This is a genomic window from Halomonas sp. GT (assembly GCF_002082565.1).
In the GTDB taxonomy this organism is placed as follows: domain Bacteria; phylum Pseudomonadota; class Gammaproteobacteria; order Pseudomonadales; family Halomonadaceae; genus Vreelandella.
On sequence record NZ_CP020562.1, the window covers coordinates 2,154,636 to 2,169,822 of the forward strand.

Below are 15,187 nucleotides of genomic sequence, written 5' to 3' on the forward strand. Positions count from 1 at the left end.
TTCTGAAGCACCCATATATCTAATGCGCCCTGTGTTCTAAAGCGCCCTGTGTCATTAGATGTCGACAGCTAGCTTACTGTGCATTGTTAGACCCGCTTCCCCATGGAAACAGCCTTTCCATGGGGTTTTTTATTTCCGCCCAGGTTCGGAGCCCTAGGAAAATATAGAATTATGTTATGATCAAGTAACTTAAAAATAAGCAACATAACTCTCTTTCTAGTTATAGTATTAATCTAAGGAAGCCTTTCTCCATGTCTAACAAGCTGCGCGCTAGGCGCTCTACTCAGCGTGTCACAATGAACGACGTGGCCAAACTTGCCGATGTTTCGGCAAGCACTGTCTCTCTTTATTTACGTAAACCGGATGAAGTTTCTGTTCAGCTCGGAAAGCGTATTCAAGGTGCTATTGATACGCTCGGCTATGTTCCTAATTTGATGGCGGGTGCATTAGCGGCGGCACGGACGCGAGTCATTGGAGTCGTTGTTCCGTCCATGGTTAATGCCATATTCGCCTCTACGGTTAATACCATGCAGCGAACACTAGGCGCTAAAGGATATCAGCTCTTATTGGGTCATAGTGACTATGCAGAAGCTGAAGAAGAAGCCGCGGTAAGGACGTTTTTATCCTGGTCACCAAGCGCTATGGTCTTAACTGGATTGACCCATAGCCGCGAAACTCGCCGTATGCTGAGTAACTCTGATGTTCCCGTAATAGAGATGTGGGAACTAGGATCGAATCCACTTGATACGCTGGTAGGGTTTTCACATCATGACGTCGGATACACCCAGGCTCGCCACCTGATTGAGGCTGGATGTCGACGCATAGCATTCATTGGCACTCGGTTAAGTGTCGATGAACGCGCAAAACAACGTTGTAGCGGAAGCGAAAAAGCTATTCACGATTTACTTGGTAAACACCATACACGTGTTATCGACTGTGGCCCTGGCCGCATGGCTGAAACGGCGAGCCTTGCATTTGCAGAGCTCATTGCAAGCCACCCCGACACCGATGGCATCGTGTTCGCTAATGATATGCTTGCCCTTGGTGCTTTAGGCGAAGCACAAAGGCAAGGTATACGAATTCCCGATGATATTGCGATGATTGGTTTTGGTGATATGGATTTCAGTAACTGCACTCTCCCCCCGCTTTCTACCATTCGACCGCCACGGGAGGAGATTGGCGAAGCCGTCGCTCAGAGTGTTCTGCGAAGAATACAGGGGCTCCCTCAAGAGCGGCAAATAGACATTGGCTTTGAGTTATTGCAGCGAGAAAGTAGCCTACGCGTTAAATAGTGCTGATCCGCAAAGGCTTAATCCAGAAGCAAATAGCATTAAAAAGGCAACACGACGTAAATTAGCTTCCGTCAAAGGAGGCGGATAACGCCGTCCTAGCCAAGTAAACAGCACCACGACCGGAATAGCGACAACGGCTAATAATAGAATATTAGTGTCTAACCGCCCTTGAACGCCGACAATAACCAAACGCTGCAAAGAGTTAATTGCAAAGATAAGTAAAAGGCAGTCACGGATAACTGCCAAGCTTAGCGGCTGTCGATAAAAATGAAATACCAATGGTGGTCCCGAGGTAGAGAACATTCCCCCCATAAAACCAGACAGGCCGCCAAAGAATAGAAAAGAAGCGCGGCTTGCTCTGGTTTTTCTCGGCAAAGGATGTACCACTAACATTAGGCTGCTAATAAGAATAGCCACACCAAGTATCAGTTGCAGCCAATGCACATGTTGACCACTTAATGCATCCAACACCCAAACACCAAAGATAAGCGTGACAAAGCCACTTAACGAACACAGCAGTACTATCTCACGATCTAAATTGCCCATATTCCGATAAAGTGCTAATGCACAGTTAAACAGGCTGAGAATACTGATGAGAATGGCAACTATCGCTACCGGTGCTAGACCAGACAGCACCACGCCCCCCATAAGGATTAAGCCAAAAGCAAAACCGGTGACTGTCTGGGCATAGGTGGCAAGTGCCACCCAGCCTAGTAACATAAGCATATCAGGGACTGCCATTACGCTTGCCCTGCCAGTGCCGCAAATAAAGCAAGCCAATCACTATCGCTACGATAAAAGACCGGCGGCTTTCCAAAGGGAGCAGGCACTAACACATGCTGGCCTCCGGCATAGTGTTTACCACTCCAAAGGTGAACCCACTCTACCCCCTGTGGCAAATAGACCGACCAATCAAGATGCCCAGCCTGATGCACCGGCGCCACCAACAGATCAGGGCCTAACAAATACTGGTCCTGGATGTCGTAACACTCAAGGTCAGACTCGAAGTGCAGGAACATCGCGCGTTGCACCGGTATTCCAAGAGCGCTGCCTTCAGACCCCAACTGCTTTAAATAGGGCGAAAGAGAAACATATATCCGGCTCATCCGGGCCAAATGAGCAGCGACTTCAGCATCGTCGAACCATTGGATATTTTCGGTAGGCCGATTTGATTCATGAGTACGCATCACCGAGGTAAAAGCAGCCATTTCAGCCCAACGCATATGCAACTCGGCATTTCGTGTATTGCCAAACAAACTGGTATAACCACCAATGTCACTGTGATGGAAAGCATTGCCCATTAAACCCGATGAGAGCGCAGCGCAAATAACGGTACCCAGACCGTCATGGCGGGAGAAATCCACCGACTGATCACCCGCCCAAAGCAAGGGGCAGTAGGCTTGCACGCCGCTGTATCCCGCCCGCATAAAGAACGTGGTTTCATTGGTCAGCCCTGATTCAGCAATTGCCTCTGCATTAATCTGGGCCCAACGTACTGGCCAGCGGTTATGCTCTTGCTTTGCTGAGATACCATTGCTTAGCTGGACGTCTATCGGAAGGTATTCACCAAAATCAGCCATCCAACCACTAAGCCCCAGCTCAAGCATTTCACGCTTGATGATAACGTCTTTGAACCAAGTGCATGCAGCTTCATCAGTGAAGTCCACCACGCCACACTTAAATTCGCCAAAATCAACAAGTGCGGTGCTGCCCTGCTCATCGGTCGCTAAGTAACCCGCGGCTTCCGCTTCTGAGAAAAGTCTACCATCGACGCATAAGTATGGGTTCACGTATCCTAGAAAGCGTACGTTTCGCTCACGCAACTCAGTAATCAAACGGTCAAGATGTGGATAACGTTCAGGCTGCCAGCGCCAGTCCCAGAACAGCCGTGTACCAAAACTTGTTTCCCTGACACCGGTCCAGTCCTCACACCACAAAGCCGATACTGCCATGTCCTGATTAAGCGCTTCCGTCAGCATCGTTTCCGCGTGGGCCTGCCCTCGTTTGAGACCTAAAATGACGCCGTTATACACCCAATCTGGCAGTTGCGGCTGTCGACCAAACGTAGCGCTGATCTTTTCAACAAGCGCTAGGAAAGTTGGCGCGCTCCGTAACAAGATTGTTGCAGGCACTCCCCACACCTGTAGCTCATGGAAAGTATTCTGGCGGAAATCAAAATCTGCATAGTCGTACGTTTCAATATGGCAGAAATAGCGCCGAGAAGAGACAAAGGTAGGCTGTGGGTAATTAGTGTTGTAATAGTCGCCCCCGGCACGATTAACCACATCAGACTGCCAGGTAACGTAAGTGGTTTTGTCTCGCCCTACGCCTGGTTCAGAGGTCCAAAGAGGGAAGTGACGCCCCCGTAGATTGAAATAGGACATCTGCTCGCCACAGCCCCATACATGCTCTTGCTCATCCGCTGCCAACCGCATCCAAAAGCGATTAATATCATTAGCGGCGCTCTGGATATCGAGCTTTATGCCATCTTCAAGTGACCGTAACTGGAACGACAGCTGAAGCTCATCATCTTTGTGACGGCGCAATTCGAGCTGCACTCCTGCTTCACCGTCTGTCACCGTTACATGGCGCAGTGCCTCCCGACTCTCAAGATAGTCCTGTATCTCAAAATTACCGCAGTACATCTCCATTTTTTCACGCCCATAGCCTATAAAAAAAGCCGGTGACTCAGGCGTATGTACAAGAAGATCTTCACCACCCATGCTCAGGCGGAGTTGATCGCGTTGATAGGTGACTTGCATAGAAGCATCCAGAGTGTCGGTGACGCCTAAGCGCCTACCGTTTAATTAAGAGTAAGACCAGCGTCAACAATGAAATTTTGACCCGTGCAACCGCGACTTTCATCCGAGCCTAAAAATAGCGCTAGCCGCGCCACATCGTCTGCTCTTAGCCGAAACTTCAGTGCTTGCTGATCTAGAAAGCGCTGATTTACCTCCGGCGTTAGCCACAGCCGTTCCTGGCGCTCTGTTAAAATGGCGCCTGGCACTAATGAATTAACTCTAATGCCATGTTCACCAAGCTCTTGCGCTAAAGTGCGCGTTAAACCGTTAATAGCCGCTTTGGCGGCCGTATATCCCACCATCCCAGGCCGCCCCCTCATCCAAGAGATAGAACCTAAGTTAATCACAGCACCTTGACCTTGTGCTTTCATCGCTGGCAGTACAGCTTGAGTAGCAAAGACATGATGGCGCAGATTAATAGCCTGGCAGTTATCCCAATATTCTGGGGTTAACTCTTCAAGGGAGTGTCGATCATCAAGGCCAGCGTTATTGAGCAATACCTGAGTTGGCCCTTGGGCAACTTCAATGTCGGCAATAACTGCTTGCAACCGCGAGATATCCCGTACATCGCACACATAAAAACACGCTTTTTCACCCAATTCAGAGGCTAGTTTGTCACCTGCTGTCCGATCAATATCAAGAAAGGCAACGTTTGCACCCTGAGCAATATAGGCTCTAACTAGTTCGGCCCCGATCCCCGACGCGCCACCAGAGATAATAACGCGCTTTCCGTTAAGCGACTGATAAGTCACATCACGATAATCGTTCATGAATTACCTCACTCAATCGCCATATTGATATACTTGGTTTCGAGGTAATCCTCGATTCCTTGCCGAGCACCTTCCCTGCCAAGACCTGACTGCTTAACACCACCAAAAGGTGCTTCACAGGTAGAAACATGGCCGTTATTAATACCTACCATGCCATAATCCAGTGCTTCAGAGAGCCGCCAGGCACGGCCTAAATCTCGGGTGTAGCAATAAGCGGCAAGGCCATATTCTGTCGCGTTCGCAAGGCGAATAACTTCCGCTTCATCCTGGAAGCTAAACACAGGTGCCAATGGACCAAAGGTTTCTTCGTTGAAACAGTCCATCTCAGGCGTCGCACCGGTAATAACCGCTGGCGTCAGAAAGTTGGCCCCTTGGCGCTCACCGCCTTGTAACAGCGTAGCGCCTTTCGCAACCGCATCATTGAGTTGTTCCAACACCTTATCAGCAGCAGCGGCATCAATAAGCGGCCCGACCTGAACGCCTTCTTCAGCGCCGTTACCAACCTGTAACTTGGCGACTTCCTGTGAAAGCCTTGCTGCAAAAGCATCGTGAATACCTGCTTGAACGAAAATACGGTTGGCGCAAACACAGGTTTGACCCGCATTGCGGAATTTCGCCTGCATTACCCCTTCGATCGCTTTATCCAGATCAGCGTCGTCGAACACGATAAAGGGCGCGTTACCACCAAGCTCCATAGACACTTTCTTAACGGAATCAGCACACTGCCGAAGTAATAATTTGCCAACGCCAGTGGAGCCAGTAAACGTCAACTTGCGTACTTTTGGGCTCTCGGTCATTGCACGCCCAATAGCCCGAGCATCACCAGTCACTACATTGACAACCCCGTCTGGAATGCCAGCACGTTGGGCCAACAAAGCCATCGCCAATGCGGAATAGGGGGTTTGGCCAGCAGGCTTGATAACAATGGTACAGCCTGCCGCAAGTGCGGGTCCTGCCTTCCGGGCAATCATCGCAGCTGGAAAATTCCAGGGCGTAATGGCTGCACACACACCAACAGGCTGTTTAATGACAAGCAACCGGCGATCACTCTGAGGGCTAGGAATGACATCTCCATAAGCACGCCGCCCTTCTTCAGCAAACCATTCAAAAAAACTGGCGGCAAAACCGATTTCGCCACGAGCCTCGGCAAGGGGCTTCCCCTGCTCCGCCGTCATCAGCGCCGCTAGGTCTTCTTGGTGCTCAATCAGTAGATCGTGCCAACGACGTAGTAGCGAACCCCGCTCTTTAGCTGAGCGCGCCTGCCATGCTGGCAACGCCTCTTCGGCGGCATCAATTGCACGCAATGTTTCTGCCTCACCAAGGCGTGGCACACGTCCCAGAACACTCCCATTAGCTGGATTAGTCACGTCATCAAACTGGTTATCATCAGCGCCAATCCAGGCACCGCCCACTAGGCAAGCGTCGCGCTGAAGAGTGGCGTCTTTTAATGTAATCATTGTCAGTTCCTCGACATTGTTATCAGTAGCTAGGTACTTTTCTCTAGCCTAAAAAGAGAGGCTCGCGTTGACCGGCAACATCGACCCGTAAAGCAAACAGGTTTCCAGATTCAGGATAAGCCTTGAGTTCATCGGCGGGTCGACCGTGGCGTGCTGACGTCACGTATAAGGTTTTCAAATCTGGCCCGCCAAACGCACACATCGTCGGACACCTTGCGGGTACCATATATTCAGCAACGATCTCACCTGCGGGTGACAGGCGTGCGATGCGCCCACCTTCGTAAAGGGCTGTCCAGTAATACCCTTCTATATCTACAGCGGCTCCATCAGGGCGGCCATTGCCAAAAGGAAATTGATGAAAGATCTCTCTTGGGCCAACCAGCCCACCACTTTCAGGATCAAGCGGATAGCGGTATATCACATGGTTGGGTGTATCAGAGTGATAGGCCCAACGCCGATCAGGACTGAAGGCCACCCCATTGGAGACTTTAATGTCACCTGCCAAGTGCTGGCAGCTCAGGTCCGTATCAACTCGAAACAACGAGGCAGCTGGCGTATCGCGTGGCTCATGAATGGTGCCTGCCCAGAAACGCCCCCAAGGGTCAACGCGCCCATCGTTAAAGCGGCTAATAGTGGTATCTGCTACTGGACGAGCAAGACAGTGGGTTAGCTCGGCTTGCTCATCGAGTAACCATAAGCCAGATCGAAGACCTGCAATAAAGCCCCCGCCTTCACGCCGTCCGACACAACCAATGTTTTCAGGTAACGTCCAGCGGCGATTTTCACCCGTGAGCGGATCGAAACGATTAAGGCTAGGCGCTTCAATATCAACCCAATAAAGCGCTTGCTCATCTTCCGCCCAAAGAGGGCATTCGCCTAATGCGGCCTGAGCGGGAAAAACGCTCTGAAAGCTAGCATCAACCATGATCTTCCTCGAGGATTAGTTGCAAATGGCAGGAGAAGCGCTCTCCTGGGGCGAGAGTCCGCATCCCTTGTGCATGGGGTCTGTCACTATTTAAAGCGGCATTAGCATGAGTTACTGGCTCAAGCGCAAAAAAGGTCTGATTTTCTGGTGTAAAGAGTACTAGATGGCGAAGCGCTTCAGAGGCAACGAGCGTTAGCCGCAGCCGATATTCTGGCCAATAGATTTGCGCCCGCTGTGACCAACCGACAAAGCAGTTGTCTACGCCAGGCCATTTCAATGGGCGCAATTGGCTAAAATTCCACTCATCTGGCGGTGTGACCTGATGCGTGGGAAGTTGCCTCGCATCATTCATCCATACAGCCGCAGCAGAAAACTCAAGCTGCACCTTTGGCGTGCGCTGAAAATAGGGGTGCCAGCCCAAGCCTGCTGGCATCGGGCGGGTATCGAGATTTTCAAGACTAAGCGTCAGGCTGACGCGGCTGGGGCCTAACGAAACCTCTTGAGTCACCTTGCAGTCCCACGGCCAGTCGGTATCTGATAAATGGTGTAGCACTAAGGTAGCTTGGTCTTGGCTCTGTTCATCAAGGCTTGGCTGATCTTGACGATCCAACTCCCAGGCCCGCTGCCAGGCAAAACCGTGCAGGCTATGGGGGTGGTTACCGAAATTAGGTTGTAGTTGAACCGTATCACCCTGCCATTCAAAAGCAGCATCGGCGATTCTGTTTGAATATGGTGCCAACACGTAACCGCCACTATGCCGAGGCCCTTCGGGCAGGCTATCGCGATCTGGCATTAGCGGCCTGAGCAGATCTTGGCCTTTCCAGCGCAAATAGGAAAAGGCACCACCACAATGAGGATGTAGGCTCGCTTGCAGATCGCCATGGTGTAACGGAACCATATCAATACACGCCGCTATCTGCTGTATCAGCAACTTGGCCCTTAAGTGCTGCCACATACTCTTTGGCACGTGACATCATCATGCTCATATCAGAACCAACAGCCACAAAACTAAAGCCTTGAGCGCGATAGCTGCTTACTAATCCCGGTTCCGCGCCAACGATTCCACATGGCAGCCCCAGTCGCTGACTATCCGCTACCGCCGAAGAAATCGCAGACTGAACCTCAGCGTGTCGAATGTCGCCAATACGCCCCATGGCTGCGGAAAGATCACCTGGCCCCACGAACAAACCATCAATATTCTCGACGGCCGCAATCTCCTTCATAGCCGCCAGCGCTTCGGGCGTCTCTAGCTGTAAAATGACGGCTATTTCTTCATCAGCACGCTGCAAATAATCCGCTACGGTGCCATAGCGGCTGGCTCGGTGCACAGCTGCAACGCCGCGACTTCCTTTGCCGGGGTAACGGGTTGAGTTAACGGCTTGCACCGCCTCTTCAGCATTTTGTATGTAGGGAAACATCAGGCTTTGTGCGCCGCTATCGAGTACGCGCTTCACCATGACCGGATCATTCCAGGGAAGCCGAACCACGAGCTCCGCCGGCGTTCCTGCCACGGCCTGCATAATGGCGATCGCTTGAGGAACATCAACGGGTACGTGCTCCATATCCAGCACAAGAAAATCAAAACCTGCCCAGCCGATTGCCTCCGCCACATTGGGACTTGCCGTCATTAACCAGGTACCTACTGGCACCTTGGCAGGATCACGAAGCCACTGTTTAAAGCGGTTTTTGGGAAGCTTTGCCATATTATTGTTCTCCTTAGAAAATTTCCGGCTCTTTTTGTTTTTGACCGCCCTGCAAAATATCAAAATCACAGCCGAGATCAGCCTGAGTCACGTGTTCTTGGAATAGGGCGGTGTAACCACGGTCAATACGGGGGCTTGGCGCCTGCCAATGTTGGCGTCTAGCTTCTAATTCGGCTTCATCCACCAGCAACTCTAGACGTCGAGCGGCGACATCAAGCTCAATTTCATCCCCATCACGCACAAAGGCGAGAGGCCCACCTACCGCCGATTCTGGTGCAATGTGCAACACGCAAGTTCCATAATGAGTGCCGCTCATGCGTGCATCGGAGAGGCGCACCATATCCCGAACACCTTGCGCAAGGAGCTTTTTAGGAATGGGTAAAGCGCCCCACTCGGGCATGCCTGGCGCCCCCTTCGGACCTGCCTGCCGTAACACCAAAACACTGTCTGCGCTGACATCCAGCTCAGGATCGTCAATACGCGCCACCATATCGGCGTGATTTTCGAAAACAATGGCACGACCGCGATGCTTGACCAGTTTCGGGTCGGCAGAACTTGGCTTGATAACCGCCCCTCTGGGCGCCAGATTGCCACGTAACACGGCCAGAGCAGCGCCCTCACAAACCGGGTTATCCAATGAACGAATAACGTCGTCGTTGTAGCGTTCAGCGCCCTCTAAATCATCACCTAGCGTGCGGCCACTAATGCTTTTGGTAGTGAGATCAAGGTGCTCAACAAGCTGGGACAGCAAAGCGGGAAGGCCGCCCGCATAGTAGAAGTCTTCCATCAGATACTGCCCCGAGGGGAAGATATTCGTCAGCACAGGAATGTCACGTGCGACAGCATCCAGATCGTCCAGAGTGAGTTCAACGTTCGCCCGCCGAGCAAGCGCAATCAGATGAATAGCCGCATTGGTGGAGCCGCCTAATGCCATATAACATTTGGCACCATTGAGGAAGTTGGCGCGGGTAAGGATGTCGGAAGGCTTGAGGTCTTCCCAGATCATCTCAACAATGCGACTGCCACAGCTAGAGGCCATGCGTATGTGCGCCGCATCAGATGCGGGGATGCTGGAGGCTCCAGGCAGCGTCAGCCCCATGGTATCGACAATCGATGTCATGGTGGAGGCAGTCCCCATGGTATTGCAGGTACCATTTGAACGAGTCATTCGCGACTCAAGATCAATCCAATCATCCTGCGAAATATTGCCGCTTCGCAACTCATCCCAATACTTTCGGGTATGTGTTCCGGCCCCTAAGGTTTTACCTTTCCATTTGCCGTTTAGCATTGGGCCAGCTGAGCAGAAAATGGCGGGGATATTCATACTGATAGCGCCCATCAACAACGCAGGGGTCGTTTTATCACACCCCCCCAGCAGCACCACACCGTCAATGGGATGACTGCGCAGCAGCTCCTCGGCCTCCATCGCTAGAAAGTTGCGATACAACATGGTCGTCGGCTTCACCAGCACTTCACCAAGCGACAGAGCAGGCAACTCCACAGGGTAACCACCGCCTGCCCACACTGCCCTTTTCACTGCCTCAGCGCGATCTCTCAAGTGAGCATGGCATGGGCTAAGGTCGCTCCAGGTATTGATAATGCCTACTACTGGCTTACCCATGAACTCTTCACGCCGTAAACCCATTTGTTGCGTACGTTGCCGATGCGCAAAACCACGCATATCTTGCGAGTTGTACCAACGCTGGCTGCGTAGCTCTTCAATCTTGCGTTGTGTTCCATTCATCTGCATTGCCTTCCTGTCATCGAGGGCGGGCAATGTGAATACTGCCCTCAGCTATATTTTCGTAGCGCTACGAAAATATAGCTAAACCTTTTTCATATTGTCAACCAAGCATAAGAAAACTGGATTCTAAAAATATTAATTGGCCAATTTTCTTTGTTTTCACACATTATTAATTACAAACCATTAAAAATAATACCTTTGTCTAATGAGATATCATTTAGGTTACTTGACAGCTTAACAGCACCCAATTTACTATTTTCGCAGCGCTACGATGAACTATCCAATAATAATCGAAGGCACAGTACACATCTATAGTATTCATCTATAGAGCCACTGCCTTTTGGAGCCGCTTATGCAGAAGCTTATCGCTCTACTAGATCGCTTTAACGGGATCTCGACTCGCTGGGCAGGCTATGTAGCTACCCTGCTACTCGCCACCATGCTAGGCATCATGGTTACCCATGTATTTTTTCGCTATGTCATGAACGACAGCTTTGGTTGGACCGAAGAACTAGCCCGCTACATGATGGTATGGATGGCTTTTTTATTTTTTCCTGCCGCTCACCGCCAGGGGTTAAATGCCAGCCTAGAAATCGCAACCAACTGGTTTAAAAACGCTGCCCCATGGCGCTTACTTCAGTTGTTGCTGGAACTATGCGTATTAGCAGTGCTCATTTGGTGCCTAAAACTAGGGTTTGACCGTGTAGAGCGTGGCGCCACCACCGTGAGCCTTTCTCTCGGCATCAGCATGTCTTATGTCTACTTGGTGTTGCCATTGAGCTTTGCCCTAACCAGTCTAAGTTCCTTAGAACGTGTGCTGCGTTTGAGTTACGGCCTCTTCTCTCCTCGCGCCCTGCTATATACGCAGGATCAGCCCAACGCTGATAGCAATACAGAGGTATAACCTATGACTTTTGCCTATCTGTGGATTTTCCTCTTCCTGCTAATTGCAGGCATGCCTATTGTCTTCCTAATGCTTTTTGCACCCGGTGTGAGCCTGCTGCTAGAAGGCAGGCCTATGTTCCTGAACCTGCTCTTCCAGCGCCTCTTTGCTGGCATAGACAGTTTTCCTTTAATGGCGCTTCCCTTCTTTATTTTGGCGGGAGAATTGATGACCGCTGGCGGGGTCACCTCCCGAATAGTTCGCTTTGCTGAAACACTGATTGGCCATCGGCGTGCAGGGCTTGGTCAGGTATCGGTCGCCTCTTCCTTGATGCTTGCTGGTGGCTCCGGCTCTGCTGTTGCAGATGCATCTGCCATGGGATCAGTGATGATTCCCGCTATGAAGCAATCTGGTTATACCAATCGATTCTCTGCTGCAATTACTGCTGCATCGGCGGTTATCGCAAGCATCATTCCACCTAGCGGCATTTTTATACTTTACGCTTTTATCATGAATGTGTCGGTAGCTGGCATGTTCGCCGGGGGCGTGATACCGGGTATTCTTATTGGCGTAGGTCTAATGATCACCATCGCTATTATGGCGCGTTTTAAAGAGTTTCCCGAGCCGCTTCCTAAAGCGAGCTGGGCTGAAAAGCGACAGGCTTTTGTCACCGCCTTTATGCCACTATTAACGCCGGTCATTTTAATTGGCGGTATTGTTGGCGGCATTTTCACCCCTACGGAAGGCGCAGCTGTTGCCGCATTCTATGCCTTAATTCTTGGCCTTTTCTTTACGCGTGAAATTAACATTCGTGATCTACCCAGGCTATTTGGTAAAGCTGCCATTAATTCTGCGGTAATTTTGCTATTAGTCGGCGCTGCAGTTGCCTTTGCTTCTTTAATTAGCCTTAAAGGAACTCCCCAACTCGTTAGCAACTTTATACTTTCAATTACCGATGACCCCCGTCTGTTGTTTTTCCTTGTCGTCGCATTCCTATTAGCGGTTGGCACCATCATGGACGCAGGCCCTGCGATACTCATCCTTGGCCCCATTCTTGCCCCCGTCATGGTAGGCATCGGTGTCGACCCAATTCATTTCGCAGTGGTAATGAGCATTTCCCTAATCATGGGGTTAATCACTCCACCGATGGGACTGGTACTTTTTGTAGTGAGCAGCATTAGCAAGGAGCGTATCGAAAAGATTGCTTGGGAAATGATGCCACTATTCCTGGTGGAGATTGCCATTCTCTTCACCCTTGTCTACATCCCCGATCTTATTTTGGCTCTGCCACGGTTCTTTGGGTATGTCGCATAACCTTAACTTCCTTCCTTAGGAGAACAATGAAAATGATGAAGCAAGCTAAGACAGCTCTAACAACTCTGTTCCTTGGTGCCACACTCGGCAGCGCTAGCATTGCCCAGGCAACAGACCTTAATTTGGTATTTCTAGCCAATGAGGAAGACCAAGAATACGACGCTGCCCAGGTGTTCAAAAACTATGTTGAAAGCCGTACCGGCGGTGAAGTGAATGTCAACATCTTCGTCGGCGCACAACTATGTGGTTCAGCCAACGAGTGCTTTGAAGCCATGCAAGCCGGTATTGTTGATTTATTTACCGCGACGGCAGGAGGCGTAGCGGCTATCTATCCCCCCATTCAAGGTTTGGATATCCCCTATGCATTTCCAGATGATCGCACAGCGATGACAATGCTGACTGACCCAGAGTTCACCGGTTTTCTACGTGATGAACTATTGGAAGCCAGTAACGATTCCATTCGTTTGATGGCCATGACGCAAACGGGAGGCTGGCGGAATATCGTCAATGGCGAACGTGAAATCCGCACACCCGCTGATGCTGAGGGTCTTCGCTTCCGTACGATTGAATCACAAATTCAGCAAATTATGGTACGCGAGATGAACGCATCTCCTACCCCGCTACCATGGCTTGAAGTTTATACTGGCCTGCAAACGGGTGTCGTTGACGGAACGCTGAACTCCATTTCTGACATTACAAACATGAACTTTCAAGAAGTTATTAAGCACATGACGCTGGATAACCATGCCTACATGTCATCCATGTGGCTGATGGGAAACCAGAAATTCCAATCACTAACACCAGAACAGCAGCAAGTCGTGGCAGACGGCGCGGCAATGATGTCGGTCATCCAATTTGGCATTCAGCCTCGTAAAGAACTTGAAGCCTATCGGATCTGGCGAGAAGCAGGTGGCGAACTCTATACCCCCACCAGTGAAGAGATGGAAGAATTCAGAGCATTAGCTGAGCCAGTGCGGGAATGGTACCTGGAAAACTTTGACGAGGAAGGTGAGCGTTTTATTGAGGAGTTTGAGAACGCAAGGGAAAGAGCCCAGCAACGTGTTGATGCAGACCGCGAATCAGTAATGGGTTAGTTTTAACAGGCTAATAATTCACGTCCAACTAGTTTAAAGGCGCATTCTTATGCGCCTTTTTTTACAGATAAACCCGCCGCACGCCTAATAAACATTTTCAACGTTAGTAACACTTAAGTAAAAAAAATGCCTCGCCGGATATTTTTTAAATATTCGGCGAGGCATTTCTAAAAACAATATCCTACTACCACGTGCCAATCATTAATCATAGAATATAGCGTTAGGATCTTTCTGGCTTAGCCAAGCCAAGAATTAGTGCCAACCTGTACGTTGCTGAATAAGATTTGAAATAATAACATAACAGGTAAGCCAAAAGTCTCTCTGTAAAGGTCAACTCTTTTTCTGAAAACAACTTTAGCGCTCTCATTGGGGGGAAATAGCCTTTAGCTAAAATTATAATAAAACTTTTTTTCGAATTCTTTTTCATTTTATTCAACTGCCCACCCATCACTCGCCTTCGTTTTTTAAGAATATCCTTTATATTTGAGCGTGCAGGATGGTTCACAACAACCTCCTGGGCGTATTCAACAGGAATACCTTTATCGTTTGCACGCACTCCCCATTCATTGTCACCACCGGACATGAGGCTATCGTTAAAATATCCAACTATTTCAAAATTTTTCGACCAAGTGACCATATTAGCAGTTACCGCCCCCCCTCTATTAGCATAGCGTTCTTGATCAAACCCAAAAGCCTTTTCATAAATTTCAACAAGCGTCAGCTTTTCAGATTTAAAGAAAAGTTCTACCTTACCAGCAACTCGTTCTGCACCTTTATCGAGTCGATTAATAGCTGCCTCCAGCCAATATGGATCAGGGATACAATCAGAATCAGTAAACGCAACTATCTCACCTCGCGAAATCTTTAATGCGGCATTTCTTGCTGCATACGAACCTGGTTTCGCTTCTTTGATCATGATAAAGTTTTTGGGTAAGTGAAAGTCCGCTGGCGGAGAGTCATCAGGAGCATTATTAACAATAATGACTTCAAAATCATCTTGAGCAAGCGACTGGTTCTCTAATGCAACAACACACTTTTTTAGACGTAACCAATCATAATAAGTAGGTATAATCACAGAAACCCTAGGAGGCCTAACTCGAGTACCTCCATTGGCATCGTCACTTACCTGCCTGCTTTGCATCTCTTTTTCATAAAATGACATTTCACGCCCCCACGAGATCATTGAGAAGCTATCTTTATTCTA

The 15,187-nt window shown here is 49.8% G+C and carries 13 protein-coding genes; 4 read left to right on the forward strand and 9 right to left on the reverse strand.

Annotated elements, in window-relative coordinates; translation table 11 throughout:
- Nucleotides 1-251 precede the first annotated feature (251 nt).
- Nucleotides 252-1,292, forward strand: coding sequence for a LacI family DNA-binding transcriptional regulator (locus B6A39_RS10155; RefSeq protein WP_083004938.1), 1,041 nt, complete (start codon nucleotides 252-254; stop codon nucleotides 1,290-1,292).
- On the opposite strand, the gene B6A39_RS10160 is transcribed toward B6A39_RS10155, so the two are convergent.
- The 8 genes from B6A39_RS10160 to araD are packed head-to-tail and all read right to left on the reverse strand — an operon-like array spanning nucleotide 1,278 to nucleotide 10,692.
- Complete coding sequence (locus B6A39_RS10160; protein ID WP_083004942.1) at nucleotides 1,278-2,033, reverse strand: sulfite exporter TauE/SafE family protein; 756 nt, start codon at nucleotides 2,031-2,033, stop codon at nucleotides 1,278-1,280. The genes B6A39_RS10155 and B6A39_RS10160 overlap by 15 nt on opposite strands.
- On the reverse strand, nucleotides 2,033-4,054 hold the full coding sequence (locus tag B6A39_RS10165) for an alpha-glucosidase (RefSeq protein WP_083004945.1): 2,022 nt from the start codon (nucleotides 4,052-4,054) through the stop codon (nucleotides 2,033-2,035). Before B6A39_RS10165 ends, B6A39_RS10160 begins: the two co-directional genes overlap by 1 nt.
- Before the next feature lie 41 nt (nucleotides 4,055-4,095).
- A complete protein-coding gene (locus tag B6A39_RS10170) occupies nucleotides 4,096-4,863 on the reverse strand; it encodes an SDR family NAD(P)-dependent oxidoreductase (protein WP_083004948.1) in 768 nt (255 codons plus the stop codon).
- An 8-nt stretch (nucleotides 4,864-4,871) separates the two neighbouring features.
- Nucleotides 4,872-6,320: an NAD-dependent succinate-semialdehyde dehydrogenase gene (locus B6A39_RS10175; RefSeq protein ID WP_083004952.1), complete on the reverse strand. Its 1,449-nt coding sequence runs from the start codon at nucleotides 6,318-6,320 to the stop codon at nucleotides 4,872-4,874.
- A gap of 43 nt (nucleotides 6,321-6,363) precedes the next feature.
- Complete coding sequence (locus B6A39_RS10180; RefSeq protein WP_083004954.1) at nucleotides 6,364-7,245, reverse strand: SMP-30/gluconolactonase/LRE family protein; 882 nt, start codon at nucleotides 7,243-7,245, stop codon at nucleotides 6,364-6,366.
- Nucleotides 7,238-8,143 carry an aldose 1-epimerase gene (locus B6A39_RS10185; RefSeq protein WP_198036705.1) on the reverse strand — a complete coding sequence of 302 codons (906 nt, stop codon included), beginning with the start codon at nucleotides 8,141-8,143 and terminating at the stop codon, nucleotides 7,238-7,240. The genes B6A39_RS10180 and B6A39_RS10185 overlap by 8 nt, the downstream gene beginning before the upstream one ends.
- A 1-nt stretch (nucleotide 8,144) precedes the next feature.
- Nucleotides 8,145-8,948, reverse strand: a complete 804-nt coding sequence (locus B6A39_RS10190; RefSeq protein ID WP_083004958.1) for an HpcH/HpaI aldolase family protein — start codon at nucleotides 8,946-8,948, stop codon at nucleotides 8,145-8,147.
- A 13-nt stretch (nucleotides 8,949-8,961) separates the two neighbouring features.
- On the reverse strand, nucleotides 8,962-10,692 hold the full coding sequence (gene araD / locus B6A39_RS10195; protein ID WP_156886221.1) for an L-arabinonate dehydratase: 1,731 nt from the start codon (nucleotides 10,690-10,692) through the stop codon (nucleotides 8,962-8,964).
- A gap of 352 nt (nucleotides 10,693-11,044) precedes the next feature.
- Here araD and B6A39_RS10200 point away from each other — a divergent pair, with 352 nt between their 5' ends.
- The 3 genes from B6A39_RS10200 to B6A39_RS10210 are packed head-to-tail and all read left to right on the forward strand — an operon-like array spanning nucleotide 11,045 to nucleotide 13,983.
- Complete coding sequence (locus tag B6A39_RS10200; protein WP_083004961.1) at nucleotides 11,045-11,596, forward strand: TRAP transporter small permease; 552 nt, start codon at nucleotides 11,045-11,047, stop codon at nucleotides 11,594-11,596.
- Between the two features lie 3 nt (nucleotides 11,597-11,599).
- Nucleotides 11,600-12,889 carry a TRAP transporter large permease gene (locus tag B6A39_RS10205; RefSeq protein WP_083004963.1) on the forward strand — a complete coding sequence of 430 codons (1,290 nt, stop codon included), beginning with the start codon at nucleotides 11,600-11,602 and terminating at the stop codon, nucleotides 12,887-12,889.
- A gap of 32 nt (nucleotides 12,890-12,921) precedes the next feature.
- Complete coding sequence (locus B6A39_RS10210; RefSeq protein ID WP_232318691.1) at nucleotides 12,922-13,983, forward strand: TRAP transporter substrate-binding protein; 1,062 nt, start codon at nucleotides 12,922-12,924, stop codon at nucleotides 13,981-13,983.
- 220 nt (nucleotides 13,984-14,203) lie between these two features.
- Here B6A39_RS10210 and B6A39_RS10215 read toward each other — a convergent pair whose 3' ends face one another.
- Nucleotides 14,204-15,145 (reverse strand): glycosyltransferase, encoded by a 942-nt coding sequence (locus B6A39_RS10215; RefSeq protein ID WP_198036706.1) that lies wholly within the window; start codon nucleotides 15,143-15,145, stop codon nucleotides 14,204-14,206.
- Nucleotides 15,146-15,187: the final 42 nt, after the last annotated feature.

What these genes read in the sequence shown, in the direction of transcription:
- B6A39_RS10155 (WP_083004938.1), top strand. Translation starts at nt 252, where the DNA reads ATGTCTAACAAGCTGCGCGCTAGGCGCTCTACTCAGCGTGTCACAATG.
- B6A39_RS10160 (WP_083004942.1), bottom strand. Translation starts at nt 2,033, where the DNA reads ATGGCAGTCCCTGATATGCTTATGTTACTAGGCTGGGTGGCACTTGCC.
- B6A39_RS10165 (WP_083004945.1), bottom strand. Translation starts at nt 4,054, where the DNA reads ATGCAAGTCACCTATCAACGCGATCAACTCCGCCTGAGCATGGGTGGT.
- B6A39_RS10170 (WP_083004948.1), bottom strand. Translation starts at nt 4,863, where the DNA reads ATGAACGATTATCGTGATGTGACTTATCAGTCGCTTAACGGAAAGCGC.
- B6A39_RS10175 (WP_083004952.1), bottom strand. Translation starts at nt 6,320, where the DNA reads ATGATTACATTAAAAGACGCCACTCTTCAGCGCGACGCTTGCCTAGTG.
- B6A39_RS10180 (WP_083004954.1), bottom strand. Translation starts at nt 7,245, where the DNA reads ATGGTTGATGCTAGCTTTCAGAGCGTTTTTCCCGCTCAGGCCGCATTA.
- B6A39_RS10185 (WP_198036705.1), bottom strand. Translation starts at nt 8,143, where the DNA reads ATGGTTCCGTTACACCATGGCGATCTGCAAGCGAGCCTACATCCTCAT.
- B6A39_RS10190 (WP_083004958.1), bottom strand. Translation starts at nt 8,948, where the DNA reads ATGGCAAAGCTTCCCAAAAACCGCTTTAAACAGTGGCTTCGTGATCCT.
- araD (WP_156886221.1), bottom strand. Translation starts at nt 10,692, where the DNA reads ATGAATGGAACACAACGCAAGATTGAAGAGCTACGCAGCCAGCGTTGG.
- B6A39_RS10200 (WP_083004961.1), top strand. Translation starts at nt 11,045, where the DNA reads ATGCAGAAGCTTATCGCTCTACTAGATCGCTTTAACGGGATCTCGACT.
- B6A39_RS10205 (WP_083004963.1), top strand. Translation starts at nt 11,600, where the DNA reads ATGACTTTTGCCTATCTGTGGATTTTCCTCTTCCTGCTAATTGCAGGC.
- B6A39_RS10210 (WP_232318691.1), top strand. Translation starts at nt 12,922, where the DNA reads ATGATGAAGCAAGCTAAGACAGCTCTAACAACTCTGTTCCTTGGTGCC.
- B6A39_RS10215 (WP_198036706.1), bottom strand. Translation starts at nt 15,145, where the DNA reads ATGTCATTTTATGAAAAAGAGATGCAAAGCAGGCAGGTAAGTGACGAT.